The sequence below is a fragment of the Collinsella aerofaciens genome, from assembly GCF_040910265.1.
GTDB classification, from domain to species: Bacteria; Actinomycetota; Coriobacteriia; order Coriobacteriales; family Coriobacteriaceae; genus Collinsella; species Collinsella aerofaciens_BK.
Map to the genome: position 1 here is coordinate 1 of NZ_JBDGAW010000031.1, position 16,335 is coordinate 16,335.

Annotated in this window: 15 protein-coding genes; 7 read left to right on the forward strand and 8 right to left on the reverse strand. The window is 63.9% G+C overall.

Annotation, left to right across the window (positions count from 1 at the left end; all coding sequences use genetic code 11):
* Positions 1 to 550: 550 nt before the first annotated feature.
* The 5 genes from AB5Z14_RS09795 to AB5Z14_RS09815 form a co-directional block, all read right to left on the reverse strand.
* The gene (locus AB5Z14_RS09795) at positions 551 to 1,489 is read right to left on the reverse strand and encodes an FHA domain-containing protein (RefSeq protein ID WP_368131253.1); all 939 of its coding nucleotides are present in this window, start codon (positions 1,487 to 1,489) and stop codon (positions 551 to 553) included.
* Positions 1,490 to 1,492: 3 nt separating this feature from the next.
* Positions 1,493 to 3,334: a serine/threonine protein kinase gene (locus AB5Z14_RS09800; protein WP_368131254.1), complete on the reverse strand. Its 1,842-nt coding sequence runs from the start codon at positions 3,332 to 3,334 to the stop codon at positions 1,493 to 1,495.
* Entirely contained in the window at positions 3,331 to 4,239 is a 909-nt protein-coding gene (locus tag AB5Z14_RS09805; RefSeq protein ID WP_368131255.1) for a hypothetical protein, read from the reverse strand. Before AB5Z14_RS09805 ends, AB5Z14_RS09800 begins: the two co-directional genes overlap by 4 nt.
* 244 nt (positions 4,240 to 4,483) lie before the next feature.
* Positions 4,484 to 5,080 carry a recombination mediator RecR gene (recR, locus tag AB5Z14_RS09810; RefSeq protein ID WP_006235173.1) on the reverse strand — a complete coding sequence of 199 codons (597 nt, stop codon included), beginning with the start codon at positions 5,078 to 5,080 and terminating at the stop codon, positions 4,484 to 4,486.
* Positions 5,081 to 5,093: 13 nt separating this feature from the next.
* The gene (locus AB5Z14_RS09815) at positions 5,094 to 5,414 is read right to left on the reverse strand and encodes a YbaB/EbfC family nucleoid-associated protein (RefSeq protein WP_006235174.1); all 321 of its coding nucleotides are present in this window, start codon (positions 5,412 to 5,414) and stop codon (positions 5,094 to 5,096) included.
* Positions 5,415 to 5,753: 339 nt separating this feature from the next.
* Between AB5Z14_RS09815 and AB5Z14_RS09820 the strand changes: the two genes are divergently transcribed.
* Complete coding sequence (locus tag AB5Z14_RS09820; protein ID WP_368131256.1) at positions 5,754 to 6,230, forward strand: hypothetical protein; 477 nt, start codon at positions 5,754 to 5,756, stop codon at positions 6,228 to 6,230.
* A gap of 25 nt (positions 6,231 to 6,255) precedes the next feature.
* Here the strand turns inward: AB5Z14_RS09820 and AB5Z14_RS09825 are convergent, their stop codons facing one another.
* The 3 genes from AB5Z14_RS09825 to dnaX are packed head-to-tail and all read right to left on the reverse strand — an operon-like array spanning position 6,256 to position 9,295.
* A complete protein-coding gene (locus AB5Z14_RS09825; RefSeq protein WP_117757924.1) occupies positions 6,256 to 6,528 on the reverse strand; it encodes a DUF4160 domain-containing protein in 273 nt (90 codons plus the stop codon).
* Positions 6,521 to 6,781, reverse strand: coding sequence for a hypothetical protein (locus AB5Z14_RS09830; protein WP_368131257.1), 261 nt, complete (start codon positions 6,779 to 6,781; stop codon positions 6,521 to 6,523). The genes AB5Z14_RS09825 and AB5Z14_RS09830 overlap by 8 nt, the downstream gene beginning before the upstream one ends.
* A gap of 54 nt (positions 6,782 to 6,835) precedes the next feature.
* Complete coding sequence (gene dnaX, locus AB5Z14_RS09835) at positions 6,836 to 9,295, reverse strand: DNA polymerase III subunit gamma/tau (RefSeq protein WP_368131258.1); 2,460 nt, start codon at positions 9,293 to 9,295, stop codon at positions 6,836 to 6,838.
* 115 nt (positions 9,296 to 9,410) lie between these two features.
* Here dnaX and AB5Z14_RS09840 point away from each other — a divergent pair, with 115 nt between their 5' ends.
* The 6 genes from AB5Z14_RS09840 to AB5Z14_RS09865 all read left to right on the forward strand — a co-directional run.
* A complete protein-coding gene (locus tag AB5Z14_RS09840; protein ID WP_368131259.1) occupies positions 9,411 to 10,127 on the forward strand; it encodes a hypothetical protein in 717 nt (238 codons plus the stop codon).
* 206 nt (positions 10,128 to 10,333) lie between these two features.
* The gene (locus tag AB5Z14_RS09845) at positions 10,334 to 12,187 is read left to right on the forward strand and encodes a serine/threonine-protein kinase (RefSeq protein WP_368131260.1); all 1,854 of its coding nucleotides are present in this window, start codon (positions 10,334 to 10,336) and stop codon (positions 12,185 to 12,187) included.
* Positions 12,184 to 13,194 (forward strand): FhaA domain-containing protein, encoded by a 1,011-nt coding sequence (locus tag AB5Z14_RS09850; protein WP_368131261.1) that lies wholly within the window; start codon positions 12,184 to 12,186, stop codon positions 13,192 to 13,194. The genes AB5Z14_RS09845 and AB5Z14_RS09850 overlap by 4 nt, the downstream gene beginning before the upstream one ends.
* Positions 13,195 to 13,200: 6 nt before the next feature.
* Positions 13,201 to 13,617, forward strand: coding sequence for an FHA domain-containing protein (locus AB5Z14_RS09855; protein ID WP_006235180.1), 417 nt, complete (start codon positions 13,201 to 13,203; stop codon positions 13,615 to 13,617).
* Positions 13,614 to 15,512, forward strand: a complete 1,899-nt coding sequence (locus AB5Z14_RS09860; protein ID WP_368131262.1) for a Stp1/IreP family PP2C-type Ser/Thr phosphatase — start codon at positions 13,614 to 13,616, stop codon at positions 15,510 to 15,512. The genes AB5Z14_RS09855 and AB5Z14_RS09860 overlap by 4 nt, the downstream gene beginning before the upstream one ends.
* Positions 15,513 to 15,528: 16 nt before the next feature.
* Positions 15,529 to 16,335: FtsW/RodA/SpoVE family cell cycle protein (locus AB5Z14_RS09865; protein WP_368131263.1), on the forward strand; the 807-nt coding region annotated here is incomplete at its 3' end.

Below are 16,335 nucleotides of genomic sequence, written 5' to 3' on the forward strand. Positions count from 1 at the left end.
ACCTCGGTGTACGCATACGAAACATATGCGGCCGCCTCGTTGCCGTCCATAGACTTAAACTTACGCGCCATATACCCCTCTCCTCTCATATAGGTATACAGGCCCCGGCGATCGCCGGGATGTTGGCGTGATGGGATTTTCGTTGTTGCTTCCAATCATCTGGCAGGCAGACTCAGCAGCAGGTACATGGCGTGGAGAGAAGGCGTGCTAGGGCGAGGAGGGCTGCACGCGCTCCACAGGCCCAGCTACCCGTCTTGCACATGACCGAGCGCCGCAAAGGCCGCATGCCGGATGCTCCCGGGCACGCCCCGGCGATGGGAAGCGCCCGCAACGGAAATCCGCATGCGGGTTTATTGTACCCCGCCGTCAAGTGTAATTTCGGCAAATATAGGTGGCCGGTAAAGGTTTACCTCGGGTGACTATTGTGCGCCCGGCACCGACGGACACAGTCCCCTGGAACCCCACAGCAGTTGCGGTGAAATAGGGACTGTTTTTGCTGTTAACGGCCTTAATCAGTCCCTATTTCACCGCAACTCATTGGGGGGATGAGCTAGAGGGCGCCGAGGAGGATGGCGTAGGTGGTGGATTCGCCGAGTTTGAGCTCATCGCCGGGGCTGAGCTGGGCGGAGCGGCCGGGCTCTACTTGAATACACACGCCCGTGGCCCCGTTTACCACCACGGTGCCGTTCGTGGACGACAGGTCCTCGACAAACCATGTGCCAGAATCGTCGCACCAGATATGGGCATGGCGGGCCGAGACGTCGTCGCCGACGTCGGTGATGTCGCCCTCCCCCGTTGCCAGCGCGCCGATCTCGACGCCTTCCTCACTCGGCTGAATCCAGCGCGGGGCGCTCACCACGTAGCCGTTTTGCACGCGCAGCAGTCCCAGCGGATGCGCCGGCGCGACCTCGCGCTCGCCCGCGACCGAAGATGTGCTCAGCGAGCGCGGCGTCGACGTGGCGCCGCCACAGGTCGCATGAGCGTAGTCGATGGCATAGGTCACCGACGAACGTACATCTGCCGAGCAACCCACGGCGACAAACAGCACCAGGATGGCCTCGGCGCGCTCGGCGGGCATGAGTTCAGCCGCCTGCGACAGGCGCTCGAGCGCATTGCGATAGAGATTCGTGTCCTGGTGGCATTCCTCGAGTGCCCGCGCCATGGGCTCGCCAGCGGGGCCGCACACCATATTGGTCACGGCCGCGGCGTCCATGGGATTGCGACGGCGCAGGGCCAGCTGCGACATAATGCGCGCGGCCGAGGTGCCGTAATCGGCAAAATAACGTTCCTGCAGCGTGCCGACCGGCGCGCGCACGATAAAGCGCGAAACCCAGGAGCGATCGGCGGCACGACTCTGCGGACTACGGCCGTCGGCGAGCGGGCGGCTCGAGAGCACCAGGCCGCACAGTTCGATATGGCTCAGGTGCGCTGCGCGCTTAAAGATGTCAAACATTGCCCCGCACGGGGTGAGCTCAGCTTGAGAAGCCATGGCTTAGCCCTCCTTGGTCGCAGAGATAGTGTCGGATGCTTCGGCCGACCCGCCAAAGGCGCGGACAGCCGCGGCTCCGCCGGCAAGCGGCGTCGCCATGGGAATTTTCGCACGTCGTGCCGACACGACGGGAAGCTCAAAGGCAAACCCCATCGCCAGCAAAAACCACGTGAGCGCATAGGTTGCAATTATGGCGGCCACCAGGCCGCCTGCCACGGCATGCTGGGAAAACACGGCACATGCGAGTGCGACCAGAGCCGGAACCTCGCAGGCGGAAAGGGCCAACACGCCCTGCAGGAATCCCGCACGGCGGTCGCGCGCCAAGGCCCCGGCAGCGATGCCCACCATGCCCGGCAGCGCCAACGCCAGCGCGGCTATAATGGCCGGCAGCTTCCCGGACCACATAAGCGGTCCCACGATGAGCGTCACATGGGCGCCCGACGCCAACAGCGCCGCTGATACCACGACCACAGCCCAAAGCACGCCGCATGCCGCCGTCGCACCAACCATCGCCGCACGCTGGGCTGCGCGCCCCGATACCTCCATCGGGCACGGCATGAGCGGCTCGGCGCGAAGCGAACGGGCGACATTTTGCGCATAGTGGTCGCAAAATGCCGAGAGCGCCGCCTCCACCGCAGCCGGCTCGGGACGATCTTCCTGATGGCAGGACAGGCAGGCCATCACCACATCGAACAGCTGAGCGTCGACAAACGCCAACGCATCGCGCAGATCCTCGGAATTTGGATCGAGCCCCAGCTGCTGAGCCTGTTCGGCCGCGGCAAGTGCCACATCGGGCTCGCGTCGCAGCAGTTGCGTCAAGTCGCAGCCGGGCGCGTGGGCGCCGACGGGATAATCGGGCAGCGTATCCATCTTGAGGCGATAAGGGCTGGCGATATCGCGCGTCTTTTTGCGCGAGCCCGAAGTACCCGATGCACCCGGCGCTACTTCGTACGGCGCGACACCGGCAATGAGCTCGTAGATCGTACTCGCCGCTGCATAGACATCGATTGCCGGCGACATGCGGAGCGTGCGTAAGTCGGGGATATCGTCGGTGAGCATCTCGGGCGGGGCGTAGGCCACCGTCGCACGGCGCAACGTGGCATAGCGTTCGGTAAACGACGCCTTGCCGCCGGTGCCGGCCACCGCAGAGGCGGGCTCGAGCGCCAGCGACGAGCCAAAATCGATCAAGCACAGGTCGAAGGTGCCCTCGGCAAGCTGTCGGTCGAGCGGCAGGCGCGCCGTGCGCACCATGATATTAGCGGGCGAGATATCGCGATGGACAAAGCCCTCCCCCACCAGGCTCATACGGCAGAGCAGATCGAACAGGTCACGGCCCAGGCGCGCCGCCACAAGCGGCGACAGGCGCCCGGCATCATCTACGGCAAAGCGCGAGCGCAGGCGAGCGAGCGTCTCGCCCTCGACCCACTCCATGACAATCGCGGGCACGCCGTCGACCTCGCCCCACCCGTATAAGCGGGGAAAGCCCTTAAGGCCCGAAAGGGCACGATGGCATTCATATTCCTCGCGAAACGCCGCCTTGAACTTGGTGACCAGCGCCTCGTGGGCGACATCGTCATCAAATTCGTCGCGCGTTGGCAAGATGAGCTGCTTGAGCGCCACGGCCTCGCCCTGCGCGTTGACGGCACGCGTCACACGACCGATACCGCCGCGGCGCATGGTGGCATCATCGGCAAACAGCATCGTAAAACGGCGCAGGTAGGCGGGAAGCTCGTCCGTGCCCAGGGCGACGGCCGGCTCAAACCCGTCGACGCGCGCCAGGCGCAGGCCCACCATGGGATCACGGTTGAGCGACTGGGCTGCCGTAGAAGCGAGGTCGTTCGTCATAGGGCGATCGCCGCCACATTGGTGTTGAAGTTGTTGAGCGCGACGTCGTCGTCGCCGTAGTGCCCAACCCATTGACACAGGTTGGTATAGCAGCCCCACAGATTGGCATACTGCCGATACCATTTTGATTTGGTCGAAAACCTTTGTCGGCCGAACTCGGCACGGATGACAAACATATCGTTGGCCAGGGTGTCGCACGGTCCGGTATCGCCCGTAGCGTTATAGGTCGAAACCACGCTGTTGGCGCGGGCGACATAGCCATCGAGCATGTTGTATTTGGTCACGAGCCAACTGTGAATACTCTCCTCCTCGGCAGCCGAGAGGCCACCCGAGCCCGCGTCCCCGCCGGTACCGCCGTCCGTCGAGCCACCACTCGAAGATCCACCGCCAGAGGCGGAGCCCGAACCGGAACCGCCGCCCGAGCTCGACGAACCGGTGCCAGAACCGGACCCGTCCGAGCCGCCGGGCTTACCCGTCTGCTGCGTATCCTGCTCTTTCTGCTGCTCCGCCTTGTTAACGACAGAAGCCACGCTGCTATTGGAAAGCTTCGTAATGACCTTGGTGTTGGTGAGCACGATGGTCTTGCCGTTTGCCAGCGTAACCTCGTTGTCCGCTGTTTCGGGACCGTCCGCATCGTCGCCGCCAAACACAACGTGCGAGACCACGCTCGCCCACGTATATCCGGTTGTCGTTCCCAGATCGCTCTTGGCCTTGCGCCCTATATGCAATTCACGCGCAGCATGCGCCTGTACCATGGACGGCACCGTCATGCCGTAAGCAGAAACGCCCGCCACGACCAGCACCAGCGAGCAAGACAGCAGCACACACGCCCGAGGCGCCAGGCCCAGCCGGCGTCGCATGCGCACCGCGGCGCCATGCTTTGTCTGAGTGCCCCCGGGCCGCATGCGTTCTCCTCCAAACAAAAACACGCCGCTTAAAAGCGGCGCATTCTTTCATATTCACATTTGAGTGTATCAGCGAACCCAAAAGGTTGCGCAACGAATGGGCAAATACGAGGTGCAGACGGACCCATCCACGCGATAAGCGGATGAAAAGCAGGTTTGTTGCACAACAAATGCATGAACGCGAACCCAATTATGAGCGCCCCGTGCGGCAGGCCGACGGGACATGCCGTGGAGCTGACGCCGCCTAGATCGCACGGCGGGCCTCGATAGCGCGGCCGAGCGTAAGCTCGTCGGCATACTCCAAGTCGCCGCCTACGGGAAGGCCGCTCGCAAGACGCGATACCTCAACGCCCAATGGCTTGATGGTGCGAGCAAGGTAGCTCGCCGTGGTCTCGCCCTCAATGTTGGGGTTGGTGGCGATAATGACCTCGTGGATGTCCTCGTGGCCCAGGCGCGCCAGCAGCTCGCGGATATGCAGCTGCTCGGGACCGATCTTGTCCATGGGGCTGATCACGCCGCCCAGCACATGGTACAGGCCATGGTAGCTGCCCGTGCGCTCGATTGCCTGGACGTCGCGCGGCTCGCCCACCACGCAAATGCGAGTGGTATCGCGCATCGGATCCTGGCAGATGGAGCACTCGTCGGCCGTGGCGTAGTTAAAGCAACGGCTGCAAAAGTGGACCTCCTGCTTGACCTCCAGGATGGCCTCGGCCAGGCGGCGGGCCTCCTCGGCATCGGCCTCGAGCAGGTAATAGGCGATGCGCTGGGCCGACTTGGGACCAATACCCGGCAGACGACCCAGCTCATCGAGCAGTTTTTGCAGACTATGGTTGGCGCTCATATATATGCGTGTCTTAGAACGGCATGCCCGGGATGTTGAGGCCGCCGGTGATGGCGCCCATCTGCTTGTTGGCGAGCTCGTTGACGCCGCGGACGGCCTCGTTGACAGCAGCCATGATCATGTCCTGCAGCATATCGACGTCCTCGGGATCGAGGGCATCGGGATCGATGGTGAGGTTGACGAGCTCCATCTCGCCGTTAACGGTCACCTTGACCATGCCGCCGCCGGCAGAGGCGTCGACGGTCTGGGACTTGAGGTTCTCCTGCGCGGCGGCAAGCTGCTCCTGCATCTTGCGAGCCTGCTTCATCATCTGCTGCATGTTCATACCGGCCATAATGGCTCCTTTACGTGCGGCCGCGCAACGAGCTGCAAGGGCAGCCGGGGCGCGGCGGGACTTTCAAACTCAAAAATCGTACCACGGCGCGCGGCCAGCGAGCGGGGCGAACACGCCACCTCAGTCGATATACATGTCCTCCAATACAAACCGCACGCAAAGATTATGCAAGGTCGAATTATGCAAGGCTGCATAATATCGCACACTCAATCTAGTAGAACCGAATCCGGCATTTCATGTGTGCCACTAAATAGCTAAATGCCGAACCGCTGCTCGAGGCGGCGCACATGGCGGCAGGGTATAATTTGATTGTCATAGATAGCAATTTGGAGGTGCCCCATGAATGCCCCCGACGCGCTCCAAAACATCCGCTCAAAACACCCCGCTCTATATTTGGTTATCTATCTCTTTGCCGGCTGGGCATTGCTGGTTGTCGTCGCCCACGCTATAGCCTTTGGAGCAGAACTGTTAGTAGCCAGCTCGGACCAGCCCGCCGTCAAATGGGAAGCGACCGATGAGTGCACCGACGGAACCCGAACCATTTACTACAACAGCCCGTCCCTCTACCAGGAGTTCAGGGTCAAGATAGAGGACGCCAAGATTGTCGATGCCGAGCCAGGCGTTTATTTGGCAATCGGAGCAACCGTCAACGCCGAACAAGTCGAGTACACGGACAGCCATGCGACGTATCGCATCGACCTCAGCATCCTAGGCCGACCGTCACGTACTTGTCTGCTCGAATGCGACATACGCGGCACCACACTACACATGTCCGAAATACAAATGCGCCCGGATAAAAAGCCCCTAAAGAGCTAGGGGTCCTAAGCCCAGCAAGCGATTCTCAACAGTAAAACGACAGCCCACCGGTTGTTTCTTTCCAGCGTTTGCAAATCAGCGCATGGTTAGATGAAACAAACTGCATGATATCGCGTAAATCCCGAGCAGGAATATCGCCCTTGTTATGGGCCAGCTTGCATCCGCCGGAGCGGGTAAGCCATATCTTGGTCGCCTCGGCGGTGGGGCGCTTGACCGCGATATGAACATGGACGGGCTCGCCGTTCTCCCCTGTCCAGAAAAAGATGATGTACGGCCCGAGTCGGAAAAGACTAGGCATAGACTCGTCCGCCTTCGTAGGCAAAACGCAGGATGAGCGGAGCATTGTTGCGCACGAACTCGTCGAGCTCTTTAAGATCTGCCTCGTTAAAGCCCTCGTGCGACACCCAGTTGAATGCCGGCAAGATGCACTCCGCCGTATCAAAGCCCCAATCGCGCGGGCGCTCCACAACGACCTTCACCGTGTTGTCCTCACGAACCTCGGAATACGAAACCTGCGTATCGTCCTCAAGGCGGACATATTCCCACATCATAAGCTCGCTCCGTTCAAAGGCTTCTCTTCTTGAGCAGTATACCCGCCTGCGCAGCTACTCCACCGGCTTGAAGATGGTGGACTGGCCGAAGACGCTGCGGATGAGGGCTTTGGCCTCGTCCTCGGTCTGCGGGATGCTCGGAGCTGCGCCCTGGTGGCCGAAGGGGCTGCCGGCGCCGGGATTAGACTCCCAGGGAGCCGCGGGGGTGTCGTCGCTTGCGGGGGCAGGCGCCGCAGGCTTGGGCTCCGGAGCCGCGCTGGGCACGTCGAACGGGGGCAGATCGTCCCCGCCCGCATCGGAAGCGAAGCCGCCGACCATGGCGTCGTCATAGGGCACCTGCTCGGACTCCCACGGCGCAGACTGCGCGGCAGGCTGAGCCTTGGGGGCGGCAGAGCGCTCGGGTGCACGGGGCGCGGGCTCGGTGGGCAGCTTGCCCGTAGCGGGAGCGCCGGCGGGGTTGTCGGAGCGCAACCACGGAGCCTTGCCTAGGTCAGACGACTTAGGCGCAGGTGCGGCAGGCTTGGGCGCGGGCACCGGAGCGGCAGGTTTTGGCATAACGGGTTTAGGCGCCGACGGGGTCGGTGCCGCTATCGGCGCCGCTTGCTGCGGCACGCTGACGCTCGAGGATGCAGGGGCCGCCGAGGACACGGGTTGCGGGTCCGCAGATACCGCAGCCCGTGCAGATGGAGAACGCTCCTCATGTTGAGGAGCCGGCGTGCCACCCCCATCCAGAACATAGTCGACGGTGCGACGACCGAAGACCGCGCAGACCGTCGGCAGGACCACCGACTGCGTGTCGGCGCGCCCGAGCATCTTGATGGCAAAGGTCGAGCCCGCGGGGAACGAGACCGTGAGCTTGGAGCCGTCGTCGGCCGTGGCGCGGGCATTGAGCAGCAGGCCCGCATAGGAAGCCTGACGAGCCTTGACGCGCTCGACGACCTCGGCCCATTTGCGCTGGAGCTCGCCGGCGTCCTCGACCGCAGGGGTCTCGGCAGCACCGGCGGCGGCAACCTGGGCGGCGTTGTTGGGCTTGGACACCGACACGGTCGATGCAGCAGGCGCGGGAGCCGGAGCCACAACGGGTTGAGGTGCAGGCGTTACAGGTTTGGGCGCGGGAGCCGGAGCTGCGGACTTGGGCGCAGGCTGGGCCGCCGGAACAGCAGCGCCGCGGTCCCAAGGCATGCCACCCTGATGCGCGGGCGTAGCAGCGGGGGCGGCAGTCGCCGCGGGAGTAGCAGCTCGGGCACCCGAGATCAGCGTCGGCTGCTGGACAACGGGTGCGGATGCAGCAGGCGCGTTCGCTTGAGCAGCAGCCACGCTCGCCGGCACCGCGGCGTTGGCGACCATGGCCTCCAAGCGTGCCACGCGCTCGGCCAGGGCCTCAATGGTCAGATCGGCCTCGGGACGTGCCAGGCGCGTGCAGGCGATCTCGAGCACCAGGCGCACGTCGCTCGCGCCCCTCATCTCCAGCGCGGCATCGTCAAGCACCGTCAGCACGCGGGCCAGACGGTCGGCCGAATGCTCGCCAAAGGCGGCGGCCTCGGCAGCAAGCGCCTCGGCCTGCTCGGAGCCGCCCTCAAACAGCTCGGCACGGGCACCGGCAACGCAAGCCACATACACGTCGCGCACATGCGCCACCAGGTCGCGCGTCAGCTCAAGCAGGTCATTGCCCTCCTCGACCTGTGCACGAATGAGCCCATAGAGCTCAGCAATATCACGCTCGGCGATGGCGCGGGCAAACTCGCCCAGAATCTGGTCCGAAACCTCGCCCAAAAGCGAGCGGGCATCGTCCGCATGCACGGCGCCGTTGCCAAAAACGCTCAGCTGCTCCAGCGTGGAGAGCGCGTCGCGCATGCCGCCCTTGGCATGGCGCGCCACGATGGCGAGCGCCTCGTCGTCGTAATCGAAGCCCTCCTGCTCGCACACGTAGGACAGGCGATGCTCGATATCCTCGTTGCCGATGCGGTGGAAATCGAAGCGCTGGCAGCGCGAGAGGATGGTCTCCAGAATCTTTTGCGGATCGGTGGTGCACAGCACAAAGATCACGTGTGCCGGCGGCTCCTCGAGCGTCTTGAGCAGCGCGTTGAACGCCGCCGTCGTGAGCATGTGAACCTCGTCGATGATATAGATCTTGTACTTGCCGCGCACCGGGGCAAAGTTGACGGAGTTGATGATCTCCTCGCGCACGTTGTCCACGCCGGTACGGCTTGCGGCATCGAGCTCGTAGACATCGGGGTGGTTGCCCTCGGCAATGAGTTCGCACTCCTCGCAAGTACCGTCGGGCATGCAGCCGCTTGTACCCTCGGCGCGCGCCGCCTCGGCATTGCGGCACAGCAGCGCCTTGGCAAGGATGCGCGCCATGGTGGTCTTGCCCGTGCCGCGCGGTCCGCAGAACAGGTAGGCGTGGGACAGGCGTCCCTCGGTGATAGCGTGCTCGAGCGTCGAGACGATATGCTGCTGGCCCACCACGGAGTCGAAGGTGAGCGGGCGATACTTTCGGTACAACGATTCCATGGGTGCTCCCCCGGGTATACTGAGACTTGTTGCCGCGACGGCCATGCGGTCGCACGGCATACTGCATTCATAATAACCCGTACGGCGAGCCCGCCGCGATAGGAGTCCAAAGAGCATGGCAGACGCAGAGAGCAACCTCGTTCCCTCCGAAGCAGCCGACCAGGTCGAGGTCGCGCTCGAGACGCAGGCCGCGGCCGATGACGGCATTCTGTACCTTAACGAGTACCAGTACGAAAACGACCTCGTCACCGATTTTGCCCGCCTGGTCGCCTCGCCTAGGCGCCGCGGCTCCCTGTACGTCGCCGCCGCCATTGCCGCGCTCATCGGCATCGGTATGCTGGTAGCCGGCGGCAGCTGGATCAAGTTCGGCGTCGTGCTGATCGTGTTCGGCGCCTTTTTGGCCTGGTGGAGCAAAAACCTGCATCACACACTCGCCCGCGACTTTATCGATGCCGTCAAGGCCGACGAGTCCATGGGCGGCCGCTACCGCCGCGTCGCCGTCAACGAGGACGGCCTGATGGTCTGGGGCAGGAGCGGCAAGTCGCAGTTCTTTCCGTTTGACAAGCTCGACCACGTGCTCGACGGCGAGCGCATCTTTGTGGCCATGTTCGCCGACCAGGGCGTGACGATCCCCAAGGACACCTTCGTGCGTGGCGATGCCGAGCAGTTCGGCCCCTTCCTCAAGGCCCGCATCAACAAAAAGCTCCGCATCGAGACCAAGCGCAAGAAGATGAAGGCCGAGAAGGCCGCCGCCGAGGCCAAGCAGGGCGACAAGCCCAAGGACGCCAAGGACAAGCAGCGCAAGCAGAAGAAGAACAAGAAGAAGCGCTAAGCCGAGCACGGACTTTCAGGCTCCGGGCGCATGCTTAGGCGTAACTTAGATTGACAGCGGAAACCGCATCCCGTTTTGGCGCTCCAAAGTGGGATGCGGTTTCCTTTCACCCGAGCGTGCTACACTAGCAGCATCTATGCCACCGCGAACGGCTCGGCTCCGCGCCCGCCGCTCGCAAACGAACTTTAAACGCACGAGGGTTGGCCATGCCGCTTTTCTCGCAACATACCGCCCGGTTCTCGCCGGACGTTCCCTTGGAGGGCACCAGCTCTCGCGAGCTGCTCAAGCGGTTCCAGCCGCTCGAGACGCTTGCAACCGGCGGTTTTGGCTCCATCGAGATTTGCCGCGACACGCACCTGCGCCGTCGCGTCGCCATTAAGCGTATCCCCCTCACAAGCGGTGCCGGCATGCCCGCCAGCGACATCATGGATGTCCTGCGCGAGGCACACACCGCCGCCATGCTTCAACATCCCAATATCGTGCAGGTTATCGACTTTACGCACGATACCGCCTATGCCTACCTAGTCATGGAATATGTCGACGGCATGTCCCTAGCCGACTTTTTGCATCGAGTTGACGGCCATTCGCTCACCTTTGACGAGGCCGCGGCAATTGCCGACGCGCTGGGGCAGGCGCTCACCTTCGCCCATAGCAACGGCGTGCTCCACCTGGATATTAAGCCCGCCAACGTGCTCATCGACCACTCGGGCAATGTAAAGCTCACCGACTTTGGCATGGCGCGGCTGTCGTCTGCCGGCGGCTTTGGCGGCTCGCGCGGCGGCACCATCGGCTACATGCCGCCCGAGCAGCTCGATATCGAGACCGGTACAGTCGACGAGCGCGCCGATGTCTTTGCCCTCGCCTGTGTGATCTACGAGGGCCTGTGCGGCAACGCTCCCTTTATGGCCGCCACGCCCGGCGACTCGCTCGACCGCATCATCGGCGGCGCCACCTACCCCAGCGAGCTCATCCCGCACTTTCCCCCGGGAGCCGAGGCTGCACTCATGAGCGCCCTCTCCCCCATGCCGCAAGACCGCCCCAACAGCATCGAGGCATTTTGCGACCAGCTGCTCGCCGGCTTGGGTAGCGTGCGCGAGGGCCGTCGCAGCCTGGAGCAGATGGTGGGCGAGCTGTCGGATGACGAGCGCGCGGCAGACGATATCGAATCGTTACCCTATGAGGACGACACCATCGAGGTCGACCCCGCACTCGGCTGGGCCGGCACGCGCTGGAGCCACGCGCGCGATTACACCATGCGCGCCATCTCGGCGCTAGCGTGTGGTGCCTTTAGCTTTTTGATCATGCAGACGGCTGGCGTCGCGGCGCTTCCCGGACTTATTGCCGCGGCCATCGCGATTGGGGCGGCCGCCGGCCTGGCCCCGCAGATTGGCTCGGCCATCTCGGCCGTGGGCTTTTTGGTACTTATGGCCAACGCCACCATGCAGGCGCAGGGCATCCTGTCGATGCTGCCCGTCGCGGTGCTCTTTGCCGCCACCATATCCGGTTGGTGGATCGCCTGGGGCCGCACCGAGGCCGCCGCGAGCGCCGCGCTCACCTGCGCGGTGGCACTTGGCTGCCTAACGGGCGACGTCCTCCTTGCCGCCGGGGTCGCTGCCGGCATCGCGGCCTTTTGGCTCGGCCCGGCAAGCGCCGCGGCCGCCACGGGAATGGGCGCGCTTTTTGGCCACCTGGCTACGGTTGCGCTTTCCGCCAGAGGCGTGCTGGGGCTCGGCAATGTTGCCGCGGCACTGGGAGACGTGCTCTTCTGGGCTGCCGTCGTGCTCGTCGCGGCGACAGCTGCACTGACATCTCTGCTGCTCAACGCCCATGCCAAGCGTGCCGAGCAGGGCTCGAACCTGGCTGCAATCGCTGCCATCGCCGGCTGCGGAATAGGCACCGCGGCGTCGCTCTGTCTTGCACACCATATGGAAATTGCCAGCCTTGCGGCCGCGGTCGTCGTCAAGGCGGCGGTTGCGGGAACCCTATCCTCTATAATCGTTGGGATATGCCTATATTTGCTCGGATACCAAAGAACCTATACGGAGAGTGATCTTTCGTGAACTTCCTGAACATCTTCGAGGACCACGTGGCCGGCATCTTCGGTGCCACCCGTGCCCCGTTCTCCTTTAAGAAGCTTGCCAAGCAGGCCGCTCGCGACATGGAGGATCAGACTCTGGTGATCAACGGCGTCAACACCGCGCCGGCACTCTATACCATCCTGATCGCCGCCGACGACGATCCCATGCTCGCCCCGTTCTACCCCGAGCTTTCGCGCGAAGTCCGCGAGTTTGTGAAGGCACAGGCCGAAAAGCGCCGCTATGTGTTTGTCGGCGAGCCCCTCGTTCGCTTTATGATCGACCCCCAGCTGCGTGCCGGTAAGTTCTCGGTCTTTGCCGAGAACGTCGACGCCTCCACGCTCGGTCGTCTGTACGAGGAAGAGCGCGCCTACCAGAATGGCCTGGGCCAGAACAACTCGGCCGCAAGCCGCGCCGCCAGCGCTCCCCGCGCCGGCAAGCAGCAATTCGCCGCTCCGCAGCAACAGCACCCCGCCGCCATGCCCCAGCAGCCGACGCCCCGCGCCGCCGCTCCCGACCCGCTCGCCGTGGCCGATCCCTTTGCGCCCAACGTCCCCGACCCCGCCGCCGCGCCCATCCCCGTGCCGCAGACCGTCTCTCGTGACGCCCTCGCCGGTATGGGCGGAGCCGCCGCGACCGGCGCCGCCGTGGGCCTTGGCGCCGCGGCCGGTATTGCCTCCAACATGGCGAGCACCCGCGCCCCGCAGCGCCCGCTCGCCCAGCTCGTCGACGTCGTGAGCGGCGAGAGCCACAGCATCACTTCCGCGCAGGTGACCATCGGTCGCGAGCGTTCGGTTTCGGACATCGCCCTGCGCGACCCCAACGTGTCGCGCCGTCACGCCCAGCTCACCTTTACCGGTTCGGACTGGTCGATCGAGGACCTCAATTCCACCAACGGCACGCTCGTCAACAACCGCCGCATCACGCGCTGCCCGCTGCGCAACGGCGACCTGCTGACGTTTGGCCTAAGCACCTTTGAATTTAGGGGATAGTCGCTTATGAACATCGATATCGTCCTTTTTGCAGGCCGCATCGTCCTGGTCGCCCTGCTCTACATCTTCCTGTTCGCCGTCATGAAAACCGGCGTGGGACTCGTACGCGGCCAGCGCCGCGACTCCGCTATCTGGACGATCGATGTGGACAAGGGTCCGCGCGGCATCCGTGGCATCCATGTAGACATGCTCGGCCCCGTCATCGTGGGCCGCTCACCGTCCTCGGACATCTGCATCAACGAACCGTTTGTCTCGGCCTCGCACGCACGCTTTTCGCTGCAGGGCCCGGCACTCATCATCGAAGACCTCAACTCTTTGAACGGCACGCTCGTTAACGGCCGTCAGCTGGTGGAGCCCGCAACGCTGCGCGAGGGTGATGAGGTCCAGATTGGCGACGTGGTCATGAAGGTGAACCGTCGATGATCGACGAGGAGAACAAGTCCGCAACCATGCCCGAGACGCCAACTGCCCCCGCAGCTGCGCCGGCCCATGCCGCTCCGGCGCGCCCTGCGACCGTGGAGCCCGAGGACACGGTGTTCTCCCTGCCTCTTTCGCATGTAACTCAAGAATATCCGGCACTCGTCGATGACGGGGACGCCGACACCGAGCAGCTCGACGCCCCCATCGGCGCGCACGCTGCCGAGCAGCCCGCGGAACCGGAAGCAACGCCCGCACCGGCTCACTTTGCCGAGCCCGTCGCCGAGGCGATTAACGAGAGCGCTGCCGTGTTTGCAGCCCCCGAGCCTGCCGCACCGGTATTCCCCGTCGCCCCGGCAAGCGAGGCGGCACCCGCATCTGCAACGCCTGCCGAAGTCGAGCAGCCCGTTGCCGCGCCCGCCGCAGCTCCCGAGTCCTCCGCTCAACCCCAGAGTACGCCCGCGCCGTCGCACTTTGCGACGCCCGAGCCGACGGCTGTCGAGCCGCAGCAGGACGGCGATCCCGCCGACCGCGTAACCGAAGACCTCAACCTTCCGGACGTCTCCGATGCCGATTCGGGCAACGATGCCGACACCGTCTCCCCCGGCGACACCGCCGAGATCGATGTCGCCGCCGTGGAGGCAAAGCTCAAAGATCCCGGCTCGACCATGAGCTTTGAGCCGCTGACCGACGAGCGCATCGAGACTGACTCGACCTACGACGCCGGCACCACCACGCAGCTTATGTGGGGCGCCCGCTCCGACGTCGGATGTGTGCGCCCGCACAATGAGGACTCCTATCTGGTGCAGTCGCCGCTCTTTTGCGTGTGCGACGGCATGGGAGGACACGCCGCCGGCGAGGTGGCATCCTCCATCGCCGTCGAGACCATCGCCAAGACGGCGCCGCAGTCCGCCGACGCCGCGCGCCTGGCCGCAGCCGTCGAGGCCGCCAACGCCGCCGTGATCGAGGCCGCCCTCAACGGCCTGGGCAAACCCGGCATGGGATGCACGGCCACCTGCGCCTACATCGAAAACGACACGCTCGCCATCGCCCACGTGGGCGACTCGCGCGCCTACCTGCTCCACGAGGGTACGCTCATCCGCGTGACCCGCGACCACTCCTACGTGGAGGAGCTCGTGGATGCCGGCGAGATTACGGCCGACGAGGCCCGCGTCCACCCCAACCGCTCGGTCATCACCCGCGCGCTGGGCTCGGATCCCGCCATGTATGCCGACCACTTTACCCTGCACATCGAGGAAGGCGACCGCCTGATTCTGTGCTCCGACGGTCTTTCGAGCATGATTCCCGATAGCGATATCGAGAACATCGCTACGCAGTCCTCGAGCGCACAGATCTGTGTCGACAACTTGGTGGACGCGGCGCTCGCCGCCGGCGGCCACGACAATGTGACCGTGGTGGTCGTCGACCTGGTCGACGACGGCGTCATGCGCGAGGCAAAACGCGTCCGACGCCGCAATGTCACCATCGCCACCGTCTTGGCCCTTGTCTTTGTGCTGGTAGCAGGCATCTGGGCATACGCGGGCGTCACCGGCTCCTATTACTTGGGAACCTACCACGGCAATGTCGCCGTCTGGCGCGGCCTGCCCGGCAAGACGCTCGGGGTCGAGCTCCACTGGCTCGAGAGCGAAACCAGCATCAAGCTGTCCGACCTGCCCGAAGACACGCAAAACCGCCTGAAGGCAGGCATTCCGCAAACGAGTGTCGACGATGCGCAGGACACCATTTCCAAGTACCGCCATCAGATTGACGAGGAGCAGACCCGTCAGGTGATTGACGCGCAAACGATTCGCGACAACACCGATCAGGAATCCACCTCCGAGTCAGATTCCGAGAAAACCGCCGAACAGTCAGCCGAGGCCGAAGCCTCCGATAAGAATTAGAAAGGGAGTGCCGCTTATGAGTCGCCGCAACACCGAACTGCTCTTGCTCATCGCCTCGGCGTTCCCCGTCATCCTGCTCTATGCGATGTACGTGCTCACCGCGGGTGCCACGATTTCCTTTGAGACGCTCGCCGTGCCGATCGGCCTGTTCGCCGCCTTCGCCGCGGCGCATATCGCCGTGCGTATCCTGGCGCCCGGCGCCGACCCCGCCATCCTGCCCATCGTCTTTGTGCTCTCGGGCATCGGCATCACATTCGTGACGCGCTTGGCCCCCGACCTTGCCATCTCGCAGCTCATCATCTTGTTTGTCTCGGTGGCGCTCATGGTGGGAACGCTCGCACTGGTCAAGAACCTCGACGTGGTCATGCGCTACAAGTACACCTTTGGCATTATCGGCATCATCCTGCTGATGTTGCCGATCTTTATCGGCACCACGATCTCGGGCTCCAAGCTGTGGATTCGCATCGCGGGCTTCACCATCCAGCCCGGCGAGTTCGCCAAGGTCTTCATCGTCCTGTTCCTGGCAGGCTATCTGGCCGAGAACCGCGAGCTGCTCTCCATCTCCAACCGCAAGATCCTGGGCCTCAAGATTCCGCGCTTCCGCCTGCTGCTGCCGCTGTTTGCCGTGTGGGGCGTGTGCCTGCTCGTCGTCGTCTTCGAACGCGACCTGGGCTCGGCCGTCCTGTTCTACACCATCTTTTTGCTGATGCTCTATGTTGCCACGGGACGCTTTTCGTACGTCATCATCGGCCTTGCGCTGCTGGCCGTTGGAGCCGTGGGCGCCTACAAGTTCCTGTCGCACGTGCAGGTGCGTTTCCAGATC

Coding starts and splice junctions, on each gene's coding strand:
- AB5Z14_RS09795 (WP_368131253.1), bottom strand. CDS start 1,489: ATGGCTTCTCAAGCTGAGCTCACCCCGTGCGGGGCAATGTTTGACATC.
- AB5Z14_RS09800 (WP_368131254.1), bottom strand. CDS start 3,334: ATGACGAACGACCTCGCTTCTACGGCAGCCCAGTCGCTCAACCGTGAT.
- AB5Z14_RS09805 (WP_368131255.1), bottom strand. CDS start 4,239: ATGCGGCCCGGGGGCACTCAGACAAAGCATGGCGCCGCGGTGCGCATG.
- recR (WP_006235173.1), bottom strand. CDS start 5,080: ATGAGCGCCAACCATAGTCTGCAAAAACTGCTCGATGAGCTGGGTCGT.
- AB5Z14_RS09815 (WP_006235174.1), bottom strand. CDS start 5,414: ATGGCCGGTATGAACATGCAGCAGATGATGAAGCAGGCTCGCAAGATG.
- AB5Z14_RS09820 (WP_368131256.1), top strand. CDS start 5,754: ATGAATGCCCCCGACGCGCTCCAAAACATCCGCTCAAAACACCCCGCT.
- AB5Z14_RS09825 (WP_117757924.1), bottom strand. CDS start 6,528: ATGCCTAGTCTTTTCCGACTCGGGCCGTACATCATCTTTTTCTGGACA.
- AB5Z14_RS09830 (WP_368131257.1), bottom strand. CDS start 6,781: ATGATGTGGGAATATGTCCGCCTTGAGGACGATACGCAGGTTTCGTAT.
- dnaX (WP_368131258.1), bottom strand. CDS start 9,295: ATGGAATCGTTGTACCGAAAGTATCGCCCGCTCACCTTCGACTCCGTG.
- AB5Z14_RS09840 (WP_368131259.1), top strand. CDS start 9,411: ATGGCAGACGCAGAGAGCAACCTCGTTCCCTCCGAAGCAGCCGACCAG.
- AB5Z14_RS09845 (WP_368131260.1), top strand. CDS start 10,334: ATGCCGCTTTTCTCGCAACATACCGCCCGGTTCTCGCCGGACGTTCCC.
- AB5Z14_RS09855 (WP_006235180.1), top strand. CDS start 13,201: ATGAACATCGATATCGTCCTTTTTGCAGGCCGCATCGTCCTGGTCGCC.
- AB5Z14_RS09860 (WP_368131262.1), top strand. CDS start 13,614: ATGATCGACGAGGAGAACAAGTCCGCAACCATGCCCGAGACGCCAACT.